This is a genomic window from Pseudonocardia broussonetiae, from assembly GCF_013155125.1.
GTDB lineage: Bacteria > Actinomycetota > Actinomycetes > Mycobacteriales > Pseudonocardiaceae > Pseudonocardia > Pseudonocardia broussonetiae.
The window spans coordinates 1,581,705-1,608,093 of the sequence record NZ_CP053564.1; the positions used below are offsets into that span (position 1 = coordinate 1,581,705).

14 protein-coding genes are annotated in these 26,389 nt (G+C 68.6%); 3 read left to right on the forward strand and 11 right to left on the reverse strand.

Going from position 1 to position 26,389, the window contains the following annotated elements; all coding sequences use genetic code 11:
• Positions 1-22: 22 nt before the first annotated feature.
• Positions 23-1,576 (forward strand): AMP-binding protein, encoded by a 1,554-nt coding sequence (locus HOP40_RS07890; RefSeq protein WP_172156154.1) that lies wholly within the window; start codon positions 23-25, stop codon positions 1,574-1,576.
• On the opposite strand, the gene HOP40_RS07895 is transcribed toward HOP40_RS07890, so the two are convergent.
• Genes HOP40_RS07895 through HOP40_RS07910 form a run of 4 tightly spaced genes read right to left on the reverse strand, consistent with a single transcriptional unit; the run spans position 1,571 to position 10,456 of the window.
• Positions 1,571-2,605 carry a MupA/Atu3671 family FMN-dependent luciferase-like monooxygenase gene (locus HOP40_RS07895; protein WP_172156156.1) on the reverse strand — a complete coding sequence of 345 codons (1,035 nt, stop codon included), beginning with the start codon at positions 2,603-2,605 and terminating at the stop codon, positions 1,571-1,573. The genes HOP40_RS07890 and HOP40_RS07895 overlap by 6 nt on opposite strands.
• A complete protein-coding gene (locus tag HOP40_RS07900) occupies positions 2,602-8,958 on the reverse strand; it encodes a non-ribosomal peptide synthetase (RefSeq protein WP_172156158.1) in 6,357 nt (2,118 codons plus the stop codon). The genes HOP40_RS07895 and HOP40_RS07900 overlap by 4 nt, the downstream gene beginning before the upstream one ends.
• The gene (locus HOP40_RS07905; protein ID WP_172156160.1) at positions 8,955-9,242 is read right to left on the reverse strand and encodes an acyl carrier protein; all 288 of its coding nucleotides are present in this window, start codon (positions 9,240-9,242) and stop codon (positions 8,955-8,957) included. Before HOP40_RS07905 ends, HOP40_RS07900 begins: the two co-directional genes overlap by 4 nt.
• Positions 9,239-10,456 carry an aminotransferase class I/II-fold pyridoxal phosphate-dependent enzyme gene (locus HOP40_RS07910; protein ID WP_172156162.1) on the reverse strand — a complete coding sequence of 406 codons (1,218 nt, stop codon included), beginning with the start codon at positions 10,454-10,456 and terminating at the stop codon, positions 9,239-9,241. The genes HOP40_RS07905 and HOP40_RS07910 overlap by 4 nt, the downstream gene beginning before the upstream one ends.
• 275 nt (positions 10,457-10,731) lie before the next feature.
• Here HOP40_RS07910 and HOP40_RS07915 point away from each other — a divergent pair, with 275 nt between their 5' ends.
• Positions 10,732-16,320 carry a non-ribosomal peptide synthetase gene (locus tag HOP40_RS07915; protein WP_172156164.1) on the forward strand — a complete coding sequence of 1,863 codons (5,589 nt, stop codon included), beginning with the start codon at positions 10,732-10,734 and terminating at the stop codon, positions 16,318-16,320.
• Between the two features lie 59 nt (positions 16,321-16,379).
• On the opposite strand, the gene HOP40_RS07920 is transcribed toward HOP40_RS07915, so the two are convergent.
• The 7 genes from HOP40_RS07920 to dnaA all read right to left on the reverse strand — a co-directional run bounded on the left by HOP40_RS07920 (position 16,380) and on the right by dnaA (position 25,833).
• Positions 16,380-17,033 (reverse strand): pentapeptide repeat-containing protein, encoded by a 654-nt coding sequence (locus HOP40_RS07920; RefSeq protein WP_172156166.1) that lies wholly within the window; start codon positions 17,031-17,033, stop codon positions 16,380-16,382.
• A gap of 22 nt (positions 17,034-17,055) precedes the next feature.
• On the reverse strand, positions 17,056-19,029 hold the full coding sequence (gyrB, locus tag HOP40_RS07925; RefSeq protein ID WP_240157574.1) for a DNA topoisomerase (ATP-hydrolyzing) subunit B: 1,974 nt from the start codon (positions 19,027-19,029) through the stop codon (positions 17,056-17,058).
• 261 nt (positions 19,030-19,290) lie between these two features.
• Positions 19,291-19,704: a DciA family protein gene (locus HOP40_RS07930; protein WP_240157575.1), complete on the reverse strand. Its 414-nt coding sequence runs from the start codon at positions 19,702-19,704 to the stop codon at positions 19,291-19,293.
• 261 nt (positions 19,705-19,965) lie between these two features.
• On the reverse strand, positions 19,966-21,096 hold the full coding sequence (recF, locus tag HOP40_RS07935; RefSeq protein ID WP_172156172.1) for a DNA replication/repair protein RecF: 1,131 nt from the start codon (positions 21,094-21,096) through the stop codon (positions 19,966-19,968).
• Positions 21,097-21,108: 12 nt separating this feature from the next.
• On the reverse strand, positions 21,109-22,053 hold the full coding sequence (gene gnd, locus HOP40_RS07940; protein WP_172156174.1) for a phosphogluconate dehydrogenase (NAD(+)-dependent, decarboxylating): 945 nt from the start codon (positions 22,051-22,053) through the stop codon (positions 21,109-21,111).
• Between the two features lie 48 nt (positions 22,054-22,101).
• Entirely contained in the window at positions 22,102-23,283 is a 1,182-nt protein-coding gene (dnaN, locus tag HOP40_RS07945; protein WP_172156176.1) for a DNA polymerase III subunit beta, read from the reverse strand.
• A 780-nt stretch (positions 23,284-24,063) separates the two neighbouring features.
• A complete protein-coding gene (dnaA, locus tag HOP40_RS07950; protein WP_172156178.1) occupies positions 24,064-25,833 on the reverse strand; it encodes a chromosomal replication initiator protein DnaA in 1,770 nt (589 codons plus the stop codon).
• Between the two features lie 403 nt (positions 25,834-26,236).
• On the opposite strand from dnaA, the gene rpmH reads away from it, so the two are divergent.
• Positions 26,237-26,380: a 50S ribosomal protein L34 gene (rpmH, locus tag HOP40_RS07955; protein ID WP_172156181.1), complete on the forward strand. Its 144-nt coding sequence runs from the start codon at positions 26,237-26,239 to the stop codon at positions 26,378-26,380.
• The last annotated feature ends 9 nt before the right edge of the window (positions 26,381-26,389 follow it).

The following is a 26,389-nucleotide window of genomic DNA, read 5'->3' on the forward strand; positions in this document are numbered from 1 at the left end:
TCGGCGGCCGGTGTGTATGTCTGTGCATGTCATCACTGATCTCCTGACATCAAATGTCCGGACGCGACCGGAAGCACCGGCGCTCCTCAGCGCAGCGGGCCGGGTCAGCTACCGGGAACTCTTCGTCGAGGCGCACGGACGCAGCCGCAGCCTCGCCCGGATCGGAGTTGCCAAGGGAGATCGGGTCGCCATTTTTCAGGCGCGCGGACACGCAGCGCTCGCGTCCTTCTTCGGGATTCAGCTGCTCGGCGGGGTGGCCGTCTTTCTCGGCGACGGCGTGCGCCGCGCACAGATCGACCACATCCTGCGGGACAGCCAGCCGCGTGCCGTTGTGGTCGATGATCGACAGCGACACCTGCTGCCGTCCACCCTGCCCTCCGATGCCGTGCTCGCGCTGGGACCTGACGAGGCGTCGGACGACGCGAGCAGCGCAGACCCCGCAGCGGCGCCGCCGGTGATCGGACGTGATCTCGCGGTCCTCCTCTACACCTCGGGCTCGACGGGCGGACCGAAGGGGGTGATGGTCACCCACGAGAACCTGGTCAGCGGCGCGCAGATCGTCGCCGATTATCTCGGGTTGTGCCCCGCCGACCGCGCCCTCGGTCTGCTGCCGTGGAACTTCGACTACGGGCTCAACCAGGTCCTCGCGACCTTTCACGCCGGCGGCTGCGTAGTCCCGCAGAACTCGTCGTTCGCTCCGGACATCTGTCGCTCCATAGCTGACTACGCGGTGACCGGGCTGGCCGGCGTCCCCGCCATCTGGTCGCTGCTCCTGCGGCGCCCGTCGCCGTTCCTGCACATGGAGCTACCGTCGCTGCGGTACATTACCAATTCAGGTGGGCCATTGAGCAGTATGACGATCGATTTGCTCCAGCGGCACCACCCGAATACCGAAATCGTGGCCATGTACGGACTCACCGAGGCGTTCCGGTCCTCCTATCTGCCGCCAGCGGAACTGCATCTGCGCCCCGGTTCCATGGGACGGGCGATCCCGAACACCGAACTGCTGGTCGTCGGGGCTGACGGTCATCGATGTGGTCCCGGTGAGCTCGGAGAGCTGGTCCACAGCGGTCCCACGGTAGCCGCTGGCTACTGGCGCCAGCCCGAAGCCACGACCAAGGTCTTTCGCCCGCACCCGTTTCCACCCCCCGGGGCCGTACCTCAGGTCGTGGTGTATTCGGGCGACAACGTCACGACGGACGAGCAAGGTTACCTGTACTACGTCGGCCGCGGGGACGAGCTCTTCAAGTCCCGCGGCATACGGACGAACCCCGGAGAGATCGAGGCCGGCCTGCTTGCCTCCGGGCTGGCGACGGAAATAATTGTCCGGCCGTTGCCGGCGGAAGACTCCGAACCCCTTATCATAGCCGCTGTCATCCCGATCGGTAGCGACATCGAAGACTCTTCGCTGGCGAGCCGACTGGATGCCCATGCACGGGCCACGTTGACGCCGCACCTGCGACCACACCACTACATGATCGTCCGTGAACCGCCGCGAACCGACTCAGGCAAGACCGACCGCATGACGGTCCGTCGCATGATGGTGGCCCGGTTCGGCACGGACCAACCGTTATGAACCCGGTGACTGCTTGAGTACCTGCGCGAGTGGGCCCAGCCCCCTGAGTGCGGTGGCGGTGTCGATACCGAAGTCCACGAGGCACGCGATCTCATCGACGCCGGCCTGCTCGAACTTCCGTACCAACCGCACCGCCTCATCCACGTTCCCGATGAGTCCATCCAATGAAAGGTAGCGCTCGCGAGCAGCGCTGACGGCCAGCCGGAGCTTTCGGTCGGCCCGCTCATGCAAAATTTCCGCGTCGGCGGAGAAAGCTTGCAGCGCCGCCGTGAGATACCGTGTCAAGGCGGGCCGGGCTACGTCGGCGGCATCACCGGAGTTGCTCACGTATGTGTGCAGCATCAAGGTGACGTGCCCGCGCCACTGCGAGCCACTGTCCCGCGAACCACTGTCCCGCAGCGCCTCGCGATAGAGCGAAATCTTCTCGGCCAGCTCATCGAGGCTCTGGTTCATCAGATGAGTCAGCACGCCGGTCCGCGCCCGTCCGGCCAGTGTGAAAATAGCCGGTGCACCGCTGGTGGTGAGCCACAGCGGCAGTGGATTGGAGACCGGCCGGGGGTACACCATCAGCTCCAGGCCGGATGCGCTCGGGCACGCGACCGGTTCGCCACGCCAGATGGTACGCAGCCATTCCACGCTGTCCTCGGTCAGCTCGCGACGCCGTTCGAACGCGTCGGGCTGCAGGACGAAATCGGTGGGGTTCCATCCCGGGGCGAGCGAGAGTCCGATTCTGCCACCTGACAAGTTGTCGAGCACCGACCACTCTTCCGCCAGCCGTAGCGGATGATGCAATGGAACCACGACACTGCCGGCTCTGATCTGGATTCTACTGGTGATGGCCGCGACGGCGGCCCCGGTGACGGAAGGGTTGGGGTACAGCCCGCCGAACTGCGCGAAATGCCGCTCCGGCGTCCAGACCGCAGAAAAGCCGTTGCGATCCGCGAAACGGGCTCCTTCGAGAAGTAGCCGATACGGATCCGACGTGGGTCGGGAAGCGTTGGCGGCGAAGTAGAAGAGGCTCAGATTCACGAAGGGGGTCCATCATCCGAGCCGCGGAGGTCGTCCTCGGCCGCCTGGCGCAGCAATTCTCTCCTGACCAGCTCGGCCTGGTCGGCGAGCCGGGGCGAGTGGAAGACGTCACCGACGCCGAGGTCGACACCCATGCGGTCACGCAGGTCGGCGACCAGCATCACGGCATGGAGCGAGTGCCCTCCGAGCTCGAAGAAGTCCGACTCCAGTGCCACCACCTCAACCCGCAAATGGGTCCGCCAGAGAGCCGCCAGCTCACGTTGCACCAGCGTCCTGGGTTCACCGCCGCGTGTCGGGCTCTTCAGTGGCGTGCCTAGATCACGCAGCCCAGCGTAGTCAACCTTGCCCGATGGTGTCAGGGGCAGCGTCGCGACGACGGCGAAGGATGTCGGTACCGCAGCAGCCGGAAGGGCGTCGATCACGGCCTGCCGCATGGCGGCGACCTCCACGGCCCTGTCGCCGTCCGGCGCGACCACGAAGGCGGTCAGGCCGCGCTCGTCCGGAACCACCACAGCCCGCGCGACCCCGGGCAACGACCCGAGCGCCGCCTCGATCTCGGCGCTCTCCAGCCGCACGCCGCGGACCTTGAACTGGCGGTCACGCCGACCCCGACAGTGCAACGATCCGTCGAAGTCCAGCACTCCGAGGTCACCGGTACGAAACCAGCGGGACTCTTCCTCGTGCACATCCGGCGCCTCGTGCACATCCGGAGATGTCAGGTAGCCGACACTCATCGGAACTCCGCCGACCGCGACCTCACCCGTGATTCCGGTCGGCACGGCGTGTCCCCAGGGGTCCATCACCATGACCGTGCACCCGTCGATGGGCACACCGACCGGCGCCGTGACACCTTCTTCGTCACCTCGGACCCAGTGCGCGGTGGCATCGGCGGTCACTTCGGTGCAACCGTACAAGTTGATGATCTGGGCCGACGGAAAGTATGCACGGAGCCGGCGTACCAGCGCCAAGGACAGCGGCTCCCCGCTGAGCTGCCAGCAGTTCAACGACGGGACTCGTGTTCGAAGGTCCTCCCCACTTTCCAGGAACTGTTCCAGCAGGGTCGGCACCATGGTGACGCGCGTGGCGCCGGCCCTCTCTAGGTGCTTGAGCAGTTCGACCGGCGACCTGTCCTCTTCGGGAACAAGGTAACTCGTTGCGCCACCCAGCAGCCCGCCGAGCATCTCGGCAATCGCGTCGACGAACGCCGCCGGCGTCCTCACCGCCAGCACGTCACGAGCGGTCAAGGGCGCACATCGCCAGCCCCACCGGAGCCGGTTGAGAATGGACCGGTGTGAGAGCAGAACCCCTTTCGGGGTACCTGTCGAGCCAGAGGTGAACACGATGTAGGCGGGGTCGTCTGGTTGGCGCTCGGCACGGATCTCCGCCGCCGGCGGCACGCACTGGTCGGTACACACCGTGTCGGCGACGAGTGTGGTCACGACGTCGGCGAGATCCGACGCGGCCGTTGTCACGACCAGCCGGCAGCGCGAGTTGCTGATCATGTGCCGCCGCCGGGCCAGCGGCAGCGCGGGATCGATGGGCAGGCAAACGCCACCCAGCAGGAGGACACCGAGGTGGGCGACCGCGGTTGCGGCCGACCGGGGGAGTTGGATGCCGATGACATCGCCCGGCTCGGCACCCGCGCTGCGCAGCGCGTCCACAAGCCTTTCGGCCATCTCCCGTACCTGCGTGAACGTCCACGCCCCGTCCGGAGTGCGGACCGCTACGCGGAGCGGGTGTTCTCCAGCCGTTCGGAGGAACACGGGACCGAGCGCCCCACCCGGCCCGGCCGGCTCCCCGTCGACCACCGCCTGCTGGCTTCTCGTCGCCAGGCCGATGTGCTCGTGTGACCCATAGGGGGTCAGGGCGAGTTCGGACACCGCCACTCGGTACATGCTCGCGATGGCCTGTCGCTGATCCAACCGGACTTCGGTTCCGAAGAACTCGAGTGACAGGGTCAGCGCGTCACCGCGGGCCATGAATTGTGCGGTGAGCGGAAAATAGGTCTGGTCGGTAGCCCGCCGGTCCAGAATCCGGAGCTCATCCGTACGCGCACGGTTCTCGTACGAACGAAAGCGTGTATAGTTGAACAAGGCATGAACCTGACCGACCATTCCTTGTCGTCGCACTTCGGAGAACGGAAATCCGCGGTGCGGCATCATACGCTTTTCCAGGTCATGCAACCGCTGTGCCAGATCGAGCCACGAGCCATGTCCGACGCTCACCGGAAAAGCGTTTGCATTGATGAACATGCCGACCCCGTCAACACCGCCGGGGGTGGCCGGACGTTCGCTGTTCAGCACGGCGGTGACAACTTCGCGCTGATGTGAAAGAACTGCCAGAACCCGAGTGTGGGCTGCCAGTAAGAGGGCCTTCGTCGGTAGTCCGGTTTGCCGGTTCACAGTGTCCAGAGCGTTGGCGATCTCGGTGGGAAAATGTACGTCAATGGAGCTCACAGCGGCAGGGTCGGCCTCCGCTGCCAGCCCTGGAATCGAGGTGTCGGGCGCACCTTGTAGCAGTTCTCGCCAGGCCTGCGCGGATCTAGTCAACGCTACCTGTTCCTGCCTGAGGAAAGTCGGCCACACGTCCACGACTGCCTCGGGAACGCTTAACCCAAGGTACCGGTCGAGTAGCTCGGTGAGGAAGGTGGCGACGCTCATCCCGTCGAGGAAAGGTTCTGAGAGGGTGAGCCTGAAATCGGCGTCGCCCAGGACGTGGACGGTGACGCGCAGCAGCGGCGGCTGATACCAGTCGAACGTGCGAGCCCACTCCGCGGCGAACCACCCGTCGAAGTCCTGTTGCTGCCGGGCACTGCCGCGCCCCCGCAGATCCTGGACGTCGACAGGGATGGACACGTCGCGATGTACCACCTGGATCGGTTCTTCGGCCGCGCCCATACGCCATAGTGAGCTGCGCAGCACGGGATGACGCCGTAGCGTTTCCGCGCAGGCACGCCCGAATCGGCCGGCGTCGAACTCGCCACCGAGGCGCAGGCTCGTCAGATAAGGCCGGTAACGGCCCGGTCGGCTCGACTCTACAACCAGTCCGCGCAGCGCTGCGGACAGCGGATATGCATCCTCTACCGTCTCCGGCAGCTGTGCGTGCACGTGAGCATCGACGAGCGAAAACGGGTCCGGAGGGGGTTCGTCCCGGCCCGAGCTCCGGCCGACGACGGCTGCCAGCTGGCGAGCCGTGGGATGGAGGAACACGTCTTCCACCGACAATGCCAGCCCTACGGAGCGGGCCTGGGCCACCACTTCGAGACTCCGGATGGAGTCACCGCCGCATGCGAAGAAGGAGTCATCGATCCCGAGGTCAGCTCGCTGCACGACCGTCCGCATGATATGCAGCAGCAGCTGCGACACCTCGTTCGGCGGTGCAGTCCGCGTGTCCGACAGCGTTCCCGATTCGGCCCGGGTACCGGCTTCGGTGGTGATCCGAGCGTCCTCGTCGAGGAGGCGCGCGTAATCCATCTTGCCGGACGTCGACGTCGGAAGTGATTCCACCATATGGAAACGCGACGGAACCATGTACTCGGGCAGGAAGGTGGTGAGCTGCGCAGCGATCACCCGGGCATCCGCAACCCGGGGACCTCGCGACACTGTTGTGGACCCCACCTCGGCGTGCACGAAAGCGACCAGTTCCCTGGCGCCGTTGCGCTCGGGTGCGATCACCGCGGCCTGTCGGACCCCGTCGATCCGTTCGAGGGCAACTTCGATCTCACCGGGTTCGATTCGGTAGCCGCGGATCTTGATCTGCCGATCCACTCGGCCGATATACTCGAGCACACCGTCTCGACGCATCAGGCCCAGATCACCGGTTCGGTAGAACCGCTCGTCCGATCCTGCGAGATGGGGGCCGAACCGCTCGGCCGTCAGCTGCTCCTGCCCCAGGTAGCCGGCAGCCAGCTGAATGCCACCGAGATGGAGCTCACCGATGGCTCCCGGCGGTTGCGGACGGCCGGCTCGGTTCAGGACATGGACGCGGGTTCCGGGCGTCGGGAGCCCGATCGGGACCGCCGCACCGATGTTCTCCGGCCGGCAGGTGAATGACGTGACGTCGATAGCCGCCTCGGTGGGGCCATACAGGTTGTGGACCTCCGCGGGGCAGCTCGTCAGCAGCTCGCCGGCCAGCGAGCTCTTCAGTGACTCGCCGCTGAGGATGACGTGCCTGAGCGGGAGCGGCTCCCGTGCCTGGCCGGCCGCGAGAAACGCCGCGAGCATCGACGGGACGAAGTGCACGACCGTCACTCCCGCTCGACGGATGAGGTTGCCCAGGTACTCGGGGTCCCGGTGCCCGCCCGGCCTGGCGACCACCATCCGAGCACCGGCCACGAGCGGCCAGATCAGTTCCCAGACGGACACGTCGAAGGAGATGGGTGTCTTGTGCAGCACACTGTCGCCGGGCCCGATGGCGTAGTAGTCCTGCATCCAGGCGATTCGGTTCACCAGGCCGGCCTGCGTGTTCCCGACAGCCTTCGGCGTGCCGGTGGAGCCGGATGTGTAGAGCACGTACGCCAGGTCGGTGGCAGCCGGTGTCCGCGGCGGCGTGTCCGGTCTCCCACCTTCCCGCACAGCGTCCGCGACTGTCACGAAGGCCCACGAGCCGTTGTGCTCATCCTGTTTCCTGGACCGGTGGACGCCGGACGGCTCCGAGTCGGTCAGCACGACCACCGGATCCGCGTTTGCGATCATGATGTCCTGGCGGCCCGCGGGTAGTTCCGCGTCGACCAGGACGACGGCAGCGCCGGCGAGCAGAACTCCGGCAACGGCGACGACGAGATCCAGTGAGCGCGGAGTACGCACCGCAACGACATGGCCTGCACAAGCGCCCCGCGCGGCGAGGTAGTCGGCCACCCGGTGGGCGCGCAGCCGTAGTTCCCCGAAGGTCAGATGGTGGTCGGCGAATGCGACGGCCACGTTGTCCGAGGGCGCGACGGCGAGGCGGTCCGCGAGCAGGGCAGCCACCGTCCCGTAGGCCGTCGACGGGGCACCGGTCCCGAGCTCGAGGACGCGCGCAGACTCCTGTGCCGTCATCACCTCGAGTGTTGCTGCCGGCGTGTCCGGATCTGCGGTCAAGGACCGGAGGATCTGGACGTAGTGCCACAACAGCTGATCGATGCCCTCGACGTCGAAGAGGTCCGCGGGACACCGCAGGGCAACGTGTGTGTCGCCACCCTTGCACACGTAGATTCGCAACTCCGCGTCCAGCCAGGCGAAACGCAGCGGGACGATCGCCGGCGTCGCCGTGAGATCTTCCGCTATGATCTCCGGGCCAAGATCTATGTAGCTGAGGAAGCACTGAAAGAACGGGTTCCCGGCGCGCGAACCATATTCGGGTAGCAGCTGCAGCACGTCTTCGAGATGAGCCTTCTCACAGCGGACCGCGTCAACGAGGTCGGTGCGGACCTGGGTGATGGCGCCCCGCCCGGTCCGGTCGCTCCCGTCGAGTCTGCTCACCAACGTCTGAGCATGCAGACCCACGCTCTCGCGCCGCGCGGCGGAGCGGTTCCCGGTCATGAAGCCGACGAGAGTCTGATCCTGACCGCTGTACCGCTGGACAAGCAGGTGCAGGGCCGTGAGGTGGACGACGAAAGGACTGGCCCGGCAGCTGCGCGCAAGACGGGCGACGCCCTCGATGAGGTCGTCGTCGACGACGGCTTGGCACCAGTTGGCCCGCGGTGACGTGTGGCCCGCGCGGCTTCCTGTCGGCCGGAACGTGCTTCCGGGTGGGGACCCGGCCAACCTCCGCGCCGTGGTTGCGGCGTCAGCGGCCCGCTGCTCGGCGCTCCCGTCCTCGGCCTGCTCGCCGGCGAGATCGACCTGAAGACCGTCTCCGCAACTGCCGGCCGCGCCGGCCTCCGGGTACCGGCCGGCCGCGTAGAGCCGCATGAGGTCTCGTCTGATTATCCGGGACGAGATGGCGTCACCGAGGAGATGGTGGTAGGCGACGACGAGGAGGTGCTCGTCCGCGGAGAGCCGGATGAGCACGGGTCGGAGCAGCGGGCCACCGGCGACCTCGAACGGCGTCGCGACGGCGGTCTCGGCGATGCGCTGTGCCTCTGCCTTCCGCATCGCTCGGGTGCGACCCTCGGCATCCACCCGCTCGGCCTGGGGCCGTGTCCGGACGGCGCTCAGCCAGGGGCGGCCATCGGCATCGGGAGCAACCCCCATGCCGAGCAGCGGGTGCAACCGGACGAGCGCCTCCAGGGCGGCGTCCAGCCGATCACGGTCGAGGGGGCCGGTCAGCCAACTGCTCGACTCGATGACATAGGTCGCCGCTGCGTCGCCACGCTGCTCGGCGAACCAGATTCGCCGCTGGGCGAGGCTCAACCCGTGGGCTTCGCCGGTCACGACACCGGCCCCGACTGCTGCCGCGCGCGGACGAGGATGCCCGCTATGCCGTCAACTGTTGTGAAGTTCCGACCGAACAGATCTTCATCCGCCAGTACCAGTAGGAATGTGGACTCTACGAACTCTATCAACCTGATGACGCCCAGCGAGTCGAGATAACCGCTCTCGAAGAGATCGACATCACGATCGAATCCCCTGTCGTCGGGGGCGATGCGGCCAACCTCTCGAACGAAGGCCTCGATCTGGCCCGCGATCTGCTCGTGTTCTATCGGTCGGACAGTCATGACGTCCCCCTGGTGGGGCCACGAGACTCCGTCACGTGGTGAATCCGGACAAGCCGCCGCAGGCCTTCGTCCAGCTGTTCGCCTCCGACGTTCAAAGCGATCCGATAGTGGGAGCTGTCATGAAACAGTTCGGAAGGTAAGATCAGAACTCCCTCCGCCGCAGCCGCCTCGGCGAACTCACTGTCGGTCAAACCGAGGGGACAACGTACATAGACAAACGCGGTGGCCGTCGCGTCGACAACGTCGGCGCCGCCCGACCTCAGCAACTGACGAGCACGGTCCTGATCCGCGGCCAGGCTGCCCATGGCTGGACGGTGGCCCGCCAGTTCGGCCATGACCTGCTGCATGACGACGGTCGGGGCGCACGCGCCGTTCGCGCGGAGTGCGCGGACCGCGTCGCGCTGGACCGATTCTCGCTGCTGGAAACGTGGTGATATCGCGAGGTAACCGGTGCGTTGACCCTGTAGGGACCAAGCCTTGCCGAGTGAGTAGAAACTCACGACGTTGTCATAGAAGTGAACCGGGCTGACGAACTCGCCGGCCCACGTCTGGTCGCGATGCACCTCGTCGCTGAACAAGATCGGCATTCGACCGTCCCGGCGGCCCACGTCCACCAGAGCCTCGGCGAGGGACGCGAGCTCCGCGGCTCCGAGCATCACACCCGTCGGGCAGTTCGGCTGGCTGAGGATCACCGCACGGGTTCGCGGACCCCACGCCCGGGTGAGCGCGGCCAGGTCAGGCGATCCTCCCGCGTACCGGACGAATTGCCAGCCCACGCCCAGCTGGCGCAGGTAGAGGGGGTAGTCCATCCACCCGGGTGTGAGGACGAGCGCCTCGTCACCCGGCTCGAGCAGCGCCGCGAAGCCGGTGGCCAGCGCCGCGGCCCCGCCCGGCGTGAAAACAATGTCACGGTAGTTATAGGGCACACACGTCATCTGCGACAATACTCCCGCGACCTTCCGCCGTAAGATCGTCGAGCCGCCGAGAGGCGTGTACTGCAGTTCATCCGCCGTGAGGCGGCCGGCTACCGCGCCGAGCAGATCGACCGCGCGTCCGTCTCGTCGGACACGCGGATTCGGAAAGGAAAGGTCGATCGCATGCGAGCCATGCCGCCGGAGGGTGGCCGCATGGAGGCTGGTGAACTGCTCGAGTGGGCGCAGCAGTGGCTCAAGTCCGCGTTTTTCCGACATGCTGCGGCGCTGCGATCCGGACACCTCGTCGGTGGAGCTCAGTTCGCCCGCCCTCCCACCCTGCACCCATTTTAGACGTTTGTCTCGTGATCAGGAACTGCGCGCCGGCCGCGCAACAACCCTGCGCCGCTGACGCCCGGGCTAGGGGTATCGGGCCCACTTATGAAGTGTAGGACAGACACCGAGCTTCAACAATCCCACTCGGGCGCCGAATTTTGCACCACTTGCCCTCGGGTCGAGCTCCATCCATGATGGGCCTGATCCGGGCTGGGAGAGGCCGAGCAGCGGGGGAGGTCGTTGTGACGCTGGAAGATGATCTCGCGGATCAGTACCTGGAACGGATCCTCGCTGGCCGCCGCGCCGCGGCCGACGAATCCAGCGATGTCCGGCGTGGAGCCGTCACTTCGGCACAGGCGCGGATGTTCTTTTTGGACAAGGTCGAGGCAGACCCCAGCCGATACCACGTCGCCGAGACGTTCCGCGTGCATGGCGCCCTCGACCGGCGTGCCCTCGAACGGTCCCTCGCCGTGCTGGTAGGCCGGCACAGCAGCCTGCGGTCCGGTTTCACCGACGGTGCTGGCCTGCGCCGGGCTGTGGTGGACGACGCCGTGGTCATGATCGAGGATCTACAGGTTGCGGACACATCCGACGAGACCGCGGTCGAGGCAGCTCTACTCGGTTTCTTCCGGCGGCCTTTCGATCTTGCGGTGCCTCCGCTCGCCCGTGCCGCACTGTTGCACATCACCGAGCGCGACCATCTGCTGTGCATGGTTTACCACCACATTATCTGTGACGGCTCCGCCATTGGTGTTCTGAATCGGGAACTGGGACTCGTGTACTCAGCACTTGCCCGGGACGGAAGACCACCGGTGTTGCCGCCGGCAGTCGATCCCGACGTCCTGCCCGCCCGGGAACACGCCTATCTCCGTTCGCCTGCCGCCACCGAGGCTCTCGCCTGGTGGGAGCATCAACTGCGTGGAAGCGCGAGTGCTCCACTGCCGCTCGTCCGGCAGTTGAGTCCTTCGGACGGACCTTCCGCATCGAGCACCGTGCACCTCTCCGCCGAGACGACGGCGGCGCTGGAGCTGCTGGCGGCTCAGCGACGCACGTCGCTGTACGCGGTCATCTGCGCGAGCGTGGCGGCATGGGTCATCCGGTGTACCGGCGAGACCGATCTGACCTTCGGCGCGCCCGCGGCCAACCGCACCTCCGCCGACGTGGTCGATCTTGTTGCTCTCACTGTCAACACCATCGCCCTCCGCATGAGATGTGCCGAGGTGACCACGTTCGCCGAACTCGTCGAACTCGCTCGCGATACGGTGTCGTCCGGCTTGGACCACCAGAGCATGCCGTTCGAACGCGTGGTGGAGAGGCTGGCGCCCGACCGTCACGTCGACCTCAACCCATTGTTCCAGATCATGGTTGCCCACCAGAACGTCGACGCACCACTTCCCCAGTTCCCGGACGCCACGGTGGAACGGGGCACAAACATCAGCGGAGCGGTACACGTCGATCTCGAGGTGACTACCTGGCGGCGCCCGACCGGCCTGGAGGTTCGGGTGGGCGGCCATCCCCGCCACTACGACGACGCCACCATCGGTCGGATCATCCGCCAGCTCACGATCCTGTTGGATCACGTGTCCCAACATCCGGAAAGCCTTCTGGAAGAACTCCCGATCATGCCGCCGGACGAGATTGGAATCATCGCCGGCTGGGAACACGGGCCGGCCGCCGAAGTTGGCGACGCACGCACCGTACCCGCCATGTTCACCGCTGCTGCGCGCGTTTATTCGAGCCGGCCGGCCCTCGAAACCTCGGCCGGCAGCGCCTCGTTCGGCGAGTTGGCTGAAATGGCCGACAAGGTGACTCGACAGCTGACCGGGATGGCTGGGCCAACGCGCATCACGGCTGTCGCCCTGCAGCGTGACATTCCGCTCGTGGCAACGATCCTCGGCATCATGGGCACAGGATCCGCGGTTCTGGCGCTCAACCTGCAGGATCCGCCCGCACGTCGTCGACACGTGTTGGAGGACGCCGGGTGCCAGTTGGTGGTGACCGACGACGTCGACGTGGCGTGGCTGCCCGCCGGCGTCACCGGAATACCGTTCTCGTCCCTCAACGGCGACCAGCCGATCCCCGTTTCGGACGACGCGCGAGTTCCCTCTCGAGCACCTGTGCCGGAGAACGTCGCCTACGTCATGTACACGTCCGGCTCGAGTGGCCGGCCGAAAGCTGTCCTGGTCGAGCACCGGAACATCGTCAACACACTCTCGGCCTGCGTACGCGCAGAGGATCTGCATGAGGGGGACCTCGGGCTCGTCCTAGCGGCCCACACCTTCGACGTCTTCTATCACGAGCTCTTCACTCCGATGTTGTCCGGCGCCTGCGTGTACCTGGTGACTCCGCAGGAACTGTTCGACCATGACGCCATGCTCGGCCTCCTGCAGCGCGCGTCGAGTTTACAGGCGGTGCCTGGTCTGATGGAGCAGATCATGCAGATCACCGCCGCGCACGGCGCCGGGGTCAACCACAGCCTGCGGCGGCTCATGACCGGCGGCGACACGGTTCCGCCAGCTCTGCTCAAGGCCATGCGGAAGACTTTCCCCCGGGCGAGGATCTCCATCACCTACGGACCGACGGAAGCGGCGATATTTTGTACTCGCTATAACGTTCCGGACACCGGAGAGGTTACCGGGAACCCGCTCGGGCGCCCGCTCCCCGGAGCCTCGATCCGGGTCGCGAACGCCCGCGGAGAGCGTGTACCGGTCGGGGCCGAGGGGGAAATCTGGATCGGCGGAAACGGGGTCGGTCGTGGCTATCTGAATCGTCCGTCCGAGCACGCCGCGTCCTTCGTCGAACGCGCTGGGATGCGCTTTTATCGCACAGGCGACCGAGCGCGGTGGCGCACCACCGGCGACCTGGAATTCCTCGGCCGCCGAGATACCCAGGTCAAGGTACGCGGTGCCCGGATAGAACTCACGGAGATAGCGGCGTTGGCGGCCGGCGCGGCCGGGGTCGGGCAGAGTGTGGTCGTGCCGACCGGGACGACCCTCGCCGAACAGCGTCTCCTCCTGTATGTGACCCCCGCGGTCGGTGCCATGAGCGGCGAGACCGACGGTCGGCGCGTCGAGAACTGGCGGCACGTTTTCGACGATGCCTACGGCGGGCGTGTACGTAGCGTCCGGGGTGGCCTCGACTTCACCGGTTGGAGGAGCAGCTTCAGCGGGACGTCGATCGATCTGGACGTCATGCGCGACTGGCTTTCCGGGACCGTCCGGCAGATCCGGCGCTGCCTCCCGACCACCGGTCCCTCCACGATCCTCGAGATCGGCTGCGGCACCGGACTCGTGCTCCTGTCCTTGGCTCCCGAAGTACTGCGATACGTCGGTACCGACGTGTCCCGGAGAGCAATCTTCGATCTGCGTAAACGGGTGCAGGCGGCGGGGCTCTCCCAGGTCGAGCTTGCGACGGGCTCGGCGCTGGGGACACTCACGGCGGCCAGCGACGAATACGACGTCATAGTGATCAATTCGGTCGTGCAGTACTTCCCGGGACCTGGGTACCTGACCGAGGTCCTCGATGCGTGTACGGGCACGATCGCAGATGACGGCTGCATCTTCGTTGGAGATGTTCGCGATGTCACCCGGTTGACGGATTTCCACCTGGCGGTCGGTCGGGCCCGCGGCCTGGATGGTGCCCGGCTACGGGAGTTCGTCGAGGACGCCTCCCACGCGGAAGACGAGCTGCTGCTGGCACCGGCGTGGTTCGAGCAGTACGCCCGCCGCCGTCCGCGGATCACCGACGTGGAGATCATGCCGCGGCTGGATCACCACGCCACCGAGATGAGCCGGTTCCGGTACGACGTCGTGCTGCGTACCGGCCCCGGCACCGCGCAGGTCGACGTACGTCCGATGGAGGAGATCCGAGCGGCCGACATCCGCGGTGGGATGGGCGGTGTGCGGTCGCTGCTCGACACCGACCCCGGGCCGGTCGCCATCCGGTCGGTGGCAACCCCGTTCGAGCCGCACGCGGACGGCGAGGCGACCGGGCTGATCGCCAGCGCCGCCGAGATCGACGATCTTGCACACGACCTCGGCTGGACCGCGACCTTCGACATGCGCAGGACGGCTGACGAAGGGGATTTCGATGTCCTGCTTCGTCCTCGGGCGGTGTCCGGTGACGTTCGGCCCACGGTGACGAACACCGTTGGTCAGAAATGGCGGCGTGCCCGCCCAGTTCCCGGTGTGCTGTCGAATGATCCGGCTCGCCGGCTACAGGACCGCGATCTGGAACGAACGGTCCGAGAACATCTGTTGCGCCACCTTCCGAGCTATATGGTTCCGGCAACTGTCATCGTGCTGCCGAAATTCCCTCTGACACCGAACAACAAGGTGGACCGTGCCGCGCTCCCGCCGCCACGACCATCGAGGGCGTCAGTCGTGCTTCGCGAGCCAGCAGGCGACGAGATTCCTGTCGCCGCGGCCTGGACGGAAACCCTGGGGCACCAGAACTTCTCGGTGACGGACGACTTCTTCGACATCGGTGGCACCTCGCTGGCCGCGATTCAGCTCGCTGTTGCCCTGCGCTCTCGTGGCTTGTCGTTGACACCGCAGCAGGTCTTCGAGTTCCGTACCGTGGCCACGATGGCTGTGGCGGTGTCGGCCGACTACGGGTCACCCGAGTCCGCGCCGCCGGATACCGCTGATGATCACGACGTGGCGCCGCTGCTGGCGCTCTCCGACACATCCATGGGTGCTCCGCGTCCGCTCATCGACGGACGGCGGATCCTGCTCACCGGAGCCACCGGAATGCTCGGTATTCACATCCTCCACGCGCTGCTGTCGCGGACGACCGCCGACATCGTCTGCCTGGTCCGCGCCGCCGGGCCGGACAGCGGACTCGCCCGGATCCTGGACCAGTACGGCTGGTATTTTCCCACCGCCGATATCGGCGTGCTCCGGAGCAGGGTCGCCGCGTGCGCTGCCGATCTGTGCAGCGACAACCTGACTGTGGCACTCCACGCGCAGCACCCAGGGACCCGCTTCGATCACGTCTTGCACTGCGCAGCAGACGTGAGGCATGTAGCGGACCGGAATGAGGTCATGGCGGCGAACGTCGACGGCACCCGTAGGGTCGTCGATCTGGTTCAGGGCCTCGGACCGGTGTCTCTTCACCATATTTCGACGGTGGGAGTAGCCGGCTGGGTACCGCGGGATGCAGCGGTGACAGTGCTCGATGAGGACTCGCTGGACATCGGACAACGCCCGACCGAAGTGTACTCGGAGTCGAAGATCATCGCTGAAGGAGTCGTGCGCAAGCACTTCGCCGCTGGCTGGGAAGGCAGCGTACTGCGAGTCGGTACGGTCGCCCCGAATTCCAGGACCGGACACTTTCAGCGGGACATCCAGGCCCATTTTCTCAGTCGCCACCTCCGTTCGATTCTCATGCTGGGGATTACCTCCACCTGGCCGGGCCGCGACCTCAGGCTCATACCCGCCGATCTCATGGCGACAGCCGTGCTCGAACTCGCAAGTTCACATGCGGGTCGCTCCAAGAATACTTTCCACCTCGAAGGCACGGAACCGCTGAGTCACGGGCGGCTGGCCACAATACTGACCGACCTCGGATACAATCTACGTGTCGTACCGCCCGGTGAGTTCCCAGCCGAAATGGACCGGTTGATTTCTGGTGGAGCAGACCGCGATCTGGTGGGTGGCCTGCTCCCGCAGATCAACCGACACTCCGGGGTTGCCGTGACCCTGGACTCCCGGCGGTCCCGGGCAGCCGCCGCGGAGCTCGGGCTGGTTCTCGGTGCGTCCGGGACCGCCTACGTCCGGTCCTTCATCCAAGACGGGCTCAGTCGCGGCTTCTTCCCCCCACCCAGCTGAACCCCACCCGCACTCGCGGCGCGGGTAACCCGGCGTTCCGGCACCGGGGGCGGGGCGCCTCACCGGTCCTTGACGACGAGTCCCAGCGTCCGAGCCATCGTCGGCGCCAGCTCGGCGAGTTGCAGCGAGCTGACGACAGCGCCCTGCAATGACGTGATGCCGTCGGCGACATCGAGCACGGATGCCCCGCGGAGGTCGACCTTCTTCAACTGCACCCCGGCCATCCGCGCGCCACGCAGCTCGGAACCGGGCACCGTGACGTCGGTCAACGTCGCTCCGGCGAAGTCGACGTCCTGGAGCACGCAGTTGCGGAACGTCACCTCCTTCAGTCGCGCCCCGCGCAGGTTCACCGCGTCGAACCGGCAGTCGTGGAAGCTCACCCGCGTCAGCTCGGCGTTGAACATCTCCACGCCCGCCAGCGAACCCTGGGCGACCTCAGCGTCGAGCCATGACGACTCGGCGAAGCTCGCGCCCACGAGCCGCACGTTGTTCATCCACACGTCGTTGAACCGGGTTCGGGAGTAGCGCCCACCGGTGAGGACGGCCTTGGTGAACGCGCACTCGGTGAACCGGGCATTCCCCACTTCCCCGTCCTCGACCTCGAGATCGACGAAGTAAGCGGTGTCGTAGTCGGCGTGCTGCTCGAGGGTACCGACGAATCGACTGAGGTGGCGCGCATAGGGTAGATCGTCCAGCTCACGCGGCTTACTCATGAAATCTCCCGATCCTGTGCCGTCAGACATCCAGGAAGCGGACGTCGCGCGCATTCTGAGTGATGAAGGAGCGACGGGACGCTACGTCCTCCCCCATGAGGATCGAGAATAGCTGGTCGGCCGTCGCAGCGTCTTCAAGGGTCACCTGGAGGAACAGCCGGACCCGAGGGTCCATCGTAGTTTCCCACAGCTCATCGGCATTCATCTCGCCGAGGCCCTTGTACCTCTGCACCCCCTCATCCTTGGGTAACCGCTTGCCCTCAGTTCGGCCTTGGGCGATGAGCCCGTCCCGCTCGCGGTCGGAGTAGGCGTAGTCCGGGTTCGCCCGCTGCCACTTGATTTTGTAGAGCGGCGGCTGCGCCAGGAACACGTGCCCGTTCTCGATCAGCGGACGCATGAAGCGGAACAGCAGGGTGAGTAGCAGGGTGCGGATGTGCTGGCCGTCGACGTCCGCGTCGGCCATCAGGACCAGTTTGTGGTAGCGCAGTTTGGAGATGTCGAACTCATCATGAATACCCGTACCCATCGCGGTGATGAGCGCCTGCACCTCCGCGTTCTTCAACACGCGGTCCAGGCGGGTCTTCTCGACATTGATGATCTTGCCGCGGATGGGGAGGATCGCCTGCGTCATCGAGTCCCGACCGGATTTGGCCGACCCCCCTGCGGACGGCCCCTCCACGATGAACAGCTCAGACGCCCGCGGGTCCGTGGAGCGGCAGTCAGCGAGTCGGCCCGGCAGGCCGCCGATGTCGCCCGCGCTCTTGCGGCGGACCAGTTCGCGCGCCTTGCGCGCGGCCATCCGCGCCTGCGCGGAGGACACCGCCTTGTTCAGGATCGTCTTGGCCTCGGCGGGGTTGCGCTCGAACCAGTCGGCCAGCCACTCGTTGCTGACCCGCTGCACGAAAGACTTGATCTCGGTGTTGCCCAGCTTGGTCTTTGTCTGGCCCTCGAACTGCGGCTCCTTGACCTTGACCGAGACGATCGCGGCGAGCCCCTCGCGGATGTCCTCGCCGGTAAGCGCCGGGTCCTTATCCTTGATGAGCTTCTTGTCGCGCGCGTAGCGGTTGATCGTGGTGGTCAGCGCGGAGCGGAAGCCCTCCTCGTGGGTGCCGCCTTCGTGCGTGTTGATCGTGTTGGCGAACGTGTAGACCGACTCGGTATAGCCGTTGTTCCACTGCATCGCCACCTCGAGCGCGTGCCCGGACCCCTCACCGGAGAACGACACGAGCTTCTTGTGGATCGGGTCCTTCGACTTGTTCAGGTGCGCGACGAAGTCCTCGAGCCCGTTGGGGTAGCAGTAGACGTTCTCGACCGTCTTCGCCACGTAGCCCTCGGCGTCGGGCTCCTCGGCCCCCTCGGAGGAGCCGTTGCGCTCGTCGCGCAGCACCATCGTGAGGCCCTTGTTGAGGAACGCCATCTCCTGCAGCCGGCGACGGATCGTCTCCAGGTTGTAGGTGGTGGTCTCGAAGATGTCCGGGTCGGCCCAGTAGGTGATCGACGAGCCGGTGCGCTTCGTCTCCTCGCCCTTGCGCAGGGGGCCCGGGATCGAGCGCGAGTAGTGCTGGCGCCAGACGTGGCCGTCGGTGTGGATCTCGGCGTCGAGCGCGACGGACAGCGCGTTGACGACGGACACGCCGACGCCGTGCAGGCCGCCGGAGACCGCGTAGGAGTCGCTGTCGAACTTGCCGCCGGCGTGCAGCATCGTCAGCACCATCTCGATGGCGGGCTTCTTCTCCACCGGGTGCATGCCGACCGGGATGCCGCGGCCGTCGTCGACGACGCGGACGCCGCCGTCGTCCTGCAGCGTGACCTCCACGCGCGTGGCGTGGCCGGCCATCGCCTCGTCGACCGCGTTGTCGACGACCTCCCAGATCAGGTGGTGCAGCCCGCGCTCACCGGTGGACCCGATGTACATGCCGGGCCTCTTGCGGACGGCCTCGAGGCCCTCCAGCACCGTGATCGACGATGCGCTGTAACCGTTCTTCTGCTCCGGCACGGGCCGCCAGTCTCCTCGCTGCGTCAGCCCGGACCGCGGGGAGATCGGCCCGGGCGTTCGACCGGGCGCGACGGAGGCGCCCGGAAACACTCCCTCCATCTTACCGGGGCGGTCCGGCAGAACGGCGGCTAGGACCCGCCCAGGACGGCCGCAGAACGCCGATCGGTCACCGGTTCGGGTCCCGGCGGCGTGACGGGGGGGTGAACGGCGGCTGCGGCGACGTCATGTCGCCCTGAGCGGGCCGCAGGACGTTGCGGCAGGTCAGCCGTACGTGTCGCGCGGGCCGCGGCCCCGGACGGTCCTCGGGCCGTGCTTCCACGTCGGCCCGCTCGGCCCGACCACCCGGATCCGCCGCACGACGTCCTTGCCGACGGCCCCGGCCAGGCGCACGAGCAGCTGGCGCTGCAGCATCCGCAGCTGCGTGGCCCACGCCGTGGACTCCGCCTGGAGCACGAGCTCGCCGTCACGCAGGGAGATCGGGGTGCAGTGGTCGGCCACGTCGTCGCCGACGAGCTGGGGCCAGCGCCCGAGCACCGTGGCGTCGGTGAGCCGGGGCGACCACCCGCGGTCGAGCGCGACGCGCGAGACGACCCGGCCGAGCGTCTGCGGGTCCCGGTCGTCGGGGCCGGGGCCCGACCACCGGCGCCGCTTGCCCGCGCGGCCCAGGCGCGGCACGCCGCGGCGCTCGCCCGCGCGCTGCGCCGACTTCGCCGCCGACGCCTCGCGGGCGGCCCTCAGCGCGTCCCGGGCGATGTCCGATCCGCGACCGGCGGTCGCCGGACCGTCATCCCCAGGGGTGGGGACAACCGACCCCGGACGGGCCGCGCCGGACGGTTCGCGCGGCACGATCGGCGGTCGTCCGGGCCGGTCATCACCAGTACGGGCCGAGTTATCCACAGTATCCACAACCTTGTCCACAGCCGGTCGGGTTCACGGTCACCCTCCTGACGAGCCGGTTCGCGCCGCGGGCGTCACGCGGCCGCCGCCCACCGCGAGGCGCGCGCCGTCGAGGCCCTCGGGGACGTCCTCGGCCACCGCGGCCGTCACGAGCACCTGCTCGGCCCGCCGGGCGACGTCGGCGAGCGCCCGCCGGCGGCGCGCGTCGAGCTCGGCGAACACGTCGTCGAGGATCAGGACGGGCTCGACGTCGTCGGCGCACAGCAGCCGGTAGGACGCCAGGCGCAGCGCGAGCGCCATCGCCCAGGACTCGCCGTGGCTCGCGTACCCCTTGGCCGGGCCGGGGCCCAGCAGCAGGTCGAGGTCGTCGCGGTGCGGCCCGACCAGGCACACCCCGCGCTCCACCTCCTGGCGCCGCACGCGCGCCAGCTCGTCGAGCAGCAGGGGCTCCAGCTCGGCGGGCGAGGGCGGCAGCGCACCCGGCACGGTCGAGCGGTAGGACAGCCCGAACTCCTCCGACGTCGGCGCGATCTCGGCGAACGCCTCCACCGCGTACGGGGCGGTGCCGGCGACGAGGTCGAGCCGGCCGGCCAGCAGCGCGGCGCCGGTGCGGGCGAGGTGGCCGTCCCAGACGTCGAGCGTGGAGAGGTCGGAGCGCCCGTTGCGGGCGGTCTTGAGCAGCGCCGAGCGCTGGCGCAGCACGCGGTCGTAGTCGGCGCGCACGGCGGCGTAGCGCGGGTAGCGCACGACGAGCAGGTCGTCGAGGAAGCGCCGGCGCTCGCCCGGGTCGCCGCGCACCAGCGCGAGGTCCTCGGGCGCGAACAGCACCGTCCGCAGGATCCCGAGCACGTCCCGGGGGCGCGGGACCGGGGCGCGGTTGACCCGCGCCCGGTTCGCGCGCCCAGTGGTGATCTCCAGCTCGATCTGCAGCTCGCGGCCGTGGTGCACGACGGTGCCCCGCACCACGGCCCGCTCCGCGCCGCGCCGGATCAGCGGCGCGTCGGAGGAGACGCGGTGCGAGCCCAGCGTCGCGAGGTAGCCGACGGCCTCGACCAGGTTGGTCTTGCCGACGCCGTTGGGCCCGACCAGCACCGTGACGCCCGGCTCCAGCTCGAGGTCGGCCGTCTCCCAGGAGCGGAAGTCGGTGACGGCCAGTCGGCGCAGGTGCAAGCGGTGCCGGCCCTAGTCCTGCGTGGAGCCGGTGCCCGAGCTCGGGCCGGCGTGCTCACCCGGGGCGCCCGCGGGGCCCGCCGCGCGCACGGCGTGGCCGCCGAACTGCTGGCGCAGCGCCGCGACCGCGCGCATCGCGGGCGAGGACTCCTGGCGCGAGGAGAAGCGCGCGAACAGCGCCGCGGAGATGACCGGGAGCGGCACCGCGTGCGTGATGGCCTCCTCGATCGTCCAGCGGCCCTCGCCCGAGTCGTCGACGTAGTCGTCGAGCTTGGACAGCTGCGCGTCGTCCTTCAGCGCGAGGACGAGCAGGTCGAGCAGCCACGAGCGGACGACCGTGCCGCGCGACCAGGCCTGCAGCACCGCGGGCACGTCGGTGACGAGGTCGGCCGCCGACAGCAGCTCGAAGCCCTCCGCGTAGGCCTGCATGAGGCCGTACTCGATGCCGTTGTGGACCATCTTCGAGAAGTGCCCGGCGCCGACCGGACCGGCGTGCGCGAAGCCCTCCTCGCGGGGGCCCTCGGGGCGCAGGGCGTCGAAGATCGGCATGGCGAGCTCGACGTGCTCGGGCGTGCCGCCGGCCATCAGGCCGTAGCCGTTGTCCTTGCCCCAGATGCCGCCGGACACGCCGCAGTCGAGGTAGCCGATGCCCTTCGCGTCGAGCAGGGCGGCGTTCGGGCCGTCGTCGGTGTAGCGGGAGTTGCCGCCGTCGATGACGAGGTCACCGGGCTCGAGCACGTCGGCCAGCGCCTGCACGGTGCTGCGCGTCGGCTCGCCGGAGGGGACCATCACCCACACGACGCGCGGCGCGGTGAGGGCGGCGGCCAGCGACGCGAGCGAGTCGACGTCGGTGACCTCGGGGCGCGGGTCGTAGCCCACGACCTCGTGGCCGGCGGCGCGCACGCGGTCGCGCATGTTGCCGCCCATCTTGCCCAGCCCGATGAGTCCGAGTTGCACGGTTGTGGCTCCTGAGTTCTCGAGTGCTGCCGGACGGGCGCTCCGGACTCAGCCGGGCAGCCGGACGGGCATCAGCAGGTGCAGGTATCCGGGGACGGGGTCGGCGACCGCGGTGTCGCCGGCGCCATCATCACCTGCTGCGGCGGCAGGCGCCGGGACGGGGCGGACGAGCGCGGGCCGGTTGGGCGTGGTGAACGTCAGCTGGGCCCGGTCGGTGTGCAGCGCGCCGAGCGAGTCGAGCAGGTAGCCCGGATTGAACGCGATCGTCAGCGGGGCGCCGTCGAGCTCGCAGGGGAGCTCCTCCTCGGCGCTCCCGACGTCGTCGCCGCCGGCCGACAGGCGCAGCCCGTCCTCGCCGAACTCCATGCGGACCTGCGCCACGCGGTCGGTGACGAGCGCGACGCGCTTGATCGCCTCGACCAGCCCCGCCACGCCGACGACCGCGGCGCTCGTGTGCTCGGCCGGGATCAGCTGCCGGAAGCGCGGGAACTCGGCGTCGAGCAGGCGGGTGGTGGCGCGCCGCCCGGCGCCGGTGATGCCGAGCATCCCGTCGCCCGCTGACAGGGAGATCTCCACGCGGCCCGCACCGGCCAGCGACTTCGCGACGTCCGACAGCGTCTTGGCCGGGATCAGCACCGCGACGGAGCCGGTGGCCAGGTCCTCGCCCGGGTTCCACTCGAGCTCGCGGACGGCGAGCCGGAAGCGGTCGGTGGCCGCGAGGGTGAGCCGGCTGCCCTCGATCTCCAGCCGGATGCCGGTGAGCATCGGGAGCGTGTCGTCGCGCCCGGCGGCGACGGCGACCTGCGCGACCGCCTCGGCGAGCTGGTCGCCCGCGACGGTGCCCGCGTGCTGGGGCATGGCGGGCAGCTGCGGGTAGTCCTCGACCGGCATCGTCGGGAGGCTGAACCGGCTGTTGCCGCAGTTGATCGTGGCGCGCGCGCCGTCGACCACGAGGTCGACCGGCTTCGACGGCAGGGCGCGGGTGATGTCGGCCAGCAGGCGGCCCGAGACCAGGACGCGGCCCGGGTCGCCGATCGTGGCGTCGAGCTCGACGCGGGCGGAGGTCTCGTAGTCGAACCCCGACACGGTGAGTCGGTCGCCGTCGCCGCCCCCGCTGACCGCCTCGACCAGGACCCCGCCGAGCACGGGGACCGGCGGCCGCGCCGGGAGGCTGCGCGCCACCCACGCGGCGGCGTCGGCCAGGACGTCGCGTTCGACCCGGAACTTCATGACGGGGACCTCTCGCGGGCGGGGCAGGACTCACCGGTCGTCGGGGAGCCGGGAGGACCACCACCGTAGAGCCTCCCGGCTCCGGGTGTCATCCCGCCCGAGAGGGGCGCGACGGCGCCCGTCCGGGTCTCCGTCCACACACTCGTTCTTCTTGTAGTTCCAGGAGAAGAGAGAACCAGCAGTAGTACTCACACCTGTGTGTTGTGTGGATGGAGCCCGTCGCCGCAGGTCGTGGGGTGTGGCGTCCTGTGGATCCGCGGGTGGGACGGACGGTGCACGGATCGGGCGGTCCGTGGATGGACGCCGGCCGTCCCCGGTTGTCCCCCGGCGGGACACCGGTTGTCCACCGTTTCCGGGCCGTCCGTCCACCGGTCCCCGCACGTCGATCCACAGAGTTGTCCCCAGATGTGGGTGAAAAGAGCGTGCGCGTCAGAACGCACGGCGACGGGTTCGTCGCGCTCGGCGCGGTTCCGCCGGCGGCGAGAACTCACAGACTTCCCGCCCGTCCCACACGGAGAACGGAGCGTGAGCATCTTCGTCACGGGGAGTGCGTGATCGACACGCCGGGAGGCGCCGGGTGACGGTGGCGGAACGGCGAGCGGTCGGCCCGGTCCGGTGTCCGGCGCAGCGGACGCGCGTCCCGGAGCGGCGTGGCGGGACCGTGCCCCCCCGCGACGGGGCGTCCGGGCGCGGGCACCGGCGCGCACGACGGCGCCCCGGCACATCTCGGGCCGATCACGGGAAACCGCTGCGCACCGCGGAGAACGGTGCGCGGGAACGTCAGTGGCGGGCGCGCTGCTTGATCCGCGCCGTCAGCTCCTGCACCTGTTCGAAGGTCTTGCGGCGCTGCGCGATCTCGTTGCGGATCTTCTTGTCCGCGTGCATGACCGTGGTGTGGTCGCGGCCGCCGAACGTCTGCCCGATCCGGGGCAGCGACAGGTCGGTGAGCTCGCGGCACAGGTACATGGCGATCTGGCGGCTCTGCGCGAGCGCCTTCGTCTTCCCCGGCCCGCACAGCTCGTCCATCGTGACGCCGAAGAACTCGGCGGTGACGCCCATGATCGTGGACGCGGTGATCTCGGAGGCCCCGGAGTCGGGGATGAGGTCGCGCAGCACGATCTCGGCGAGCTGGGTGTCGACGGGCTGCCGGTTGAGCGACGCGAACGCCGTGACCCGGATCAGCGCGCCCTCGAGCTCGCGGATGTTGCGCTCGATGCGCTCGGCGATGAAGGAGAGGACGTCGTCGGGCACGGCGAGCCGGTCCTGGGCCGCCTTCTTGCGCAGGATCGCGATGCGCGTCTCCAGTTCGGGCGGCTGGATGTCGGTGATGAGGCCCCACTCGAACCGCGTGCGCATCCGGTCCTCGAGGGTCTCGAGGCGCTTGGGCGGGCGGTCGGAGGAGACGACGATCTGCTTGTTGGCGTTGTGGAGGGTGTTGAAGGTGTGGAAGAACTCCTCCTGCGTCCCCTCCTTGCCCTCGAGGAACTGGATGTCGTCGACCAGCAGCACGTCGACGTCGCGGTAGCGGCGCTGGAACGCCACCTTGCGGTCGTCGCGCAGCGAGTTGATGAAGTCGTTCGTGAACTCCTCGGTGCTGACGTACCGCACCCGCATCCCGGGGAACAGCCGCTGCGCGTAGTGACCGACGGCGTGCAGCAGGTGGGTCTTGCCCAGCCCGGAGTCGCCCCAGATGAACAGCGGGTTGTACGCCCGCGCCGGCTGCTCGGCGACGGCGACGGCCGCGGCGTGGCTGAAGCGGTTGGACGCCCCGATGACGAACGTGTCGAAGATGTACTTCTCGTTGAGCCGCGACTGCGAGCGCGGTGCGGTGCCCGGCTCGGCGGCCGGGGGCGCGGAGTAGGTGGGCCACACGTCGGCGCGGCCCTCGCCGATGCGGCCGTCGGGCATGCGCCCGTCGGACATCCGGTCGGACAGCGCCGCGTCGTCGCGCCGGGCCGGCGGGTCGACCGCGAGCGGCGGACCGGGGCGGAGGTCGGGGCCGTCGCCCTGGAGCCCGGGACCGTGGGAGTCGAAGCCCGGGGCGCGGACGGGCATCGGGCCGGTGCCGTCGACGCCGTGCCCGTCCCGGCGCCCGTCGACGTCGTGCCCGTCGGCGCCGGGTCCGTCGAAGCCCCGGCCGTCGAACCCCCGCCCGTCGCCGCCGCGCCCGTCGGGGCGCTCGGGGCGGTGCTCGGAGCGGTGGTCGTGGTGCGGGCCGCCGTCGCGGCCGGGCGGGTCGGGCACCTCGGTGCCGCCGGACGCCGCGGAGGCGTCGACGACGACGGCGAGGTTGACGGTGACGCCGAGGTGGCGGCCGAGCGCGTCGCTGATCGGCTGGCGCAGCACCCGCTCGATGGCGTTCTTCGCGAACTCGCTCGGCGCGGCCAGCAGCGCGGTGCCGTCGATGAGGCCCAGCGGCCGGGTCAGCCGGAGGAAGGCGCGCTGCTGCGAGGACAGCGCCTGCAGCGAGTTGGGGCCGCCCGCGGCGCCGGAGAGGTCGGCGATGACGCGGTTCCAGACCTGTCCGAGGTCGCCTGGCTGATCCGCCACGCCGGCTCCCCTCCCGGTACTCGCTCCAGATGGCCGCGCAGGCCGGTCGGGGTATCCCCAGACTTGTCCACACCTGTGTGCAGGACCGTACGCGGGCCGGCAGGAGCGAACTCCCGCGGCCCGTGGGTTCCCGCTCGGGTGCGTTCGATCCCCCCGGACCGAACTGTGAGGGGGCAACCTAACAACACCGACCTCCTGCCACAACCCGTTCCCCCGCCGCTACCGGCAACGGGGTGACCGGGGTGGTTTGACCCTCCTCGACGGGGCTGCGTACCCTGGTCGAAGGAGTGCCGCAGGTTGGGCACCGCATGCAGTCACACCGTTCCGATCTACCAGGCGGACGGCGGACGCGTCGCCCCCTCGGGTGCCGTCCTCGTCGCGCCATCGAGCAGGAGAACCGACCGTGAGCAAGGGCAAGCGCACCTTCCAGCCGAACAACCGCCGCCGCTCGCGCACGCACGGCTTCCGGCTGCGCATGCGCACCCGCGCCGGCCGCGCGATCCTCGCAGCTCGTCGCGGCAAGGGCCGCGACAAGCTCTCGGCCTGATCCGGCCCC

Coding starts and splice junctions, on each gene's coding strand:
- HOP40_RS07905 (WP_172156160.1), bottom strand. CDS start 9,242: ATGACTGTCCGACCGATAGAACACGAGCAGATCGCGGGCCAGATCGAG.
- HOP40_RS07920 (WP_172156166.1), bottom strand. CDS start 17,033: ATGAGTAAGCCGCGTGAGCTGGACGATCTACCCTATGCGCGCCACCTC.
- dnaN (WP_172156176.1), bottom strand. CDS start 23,283: ATGAAGTTCCGGGTCGAACGCGACGTCCTGGCCGACGCCGCCGCGTGG.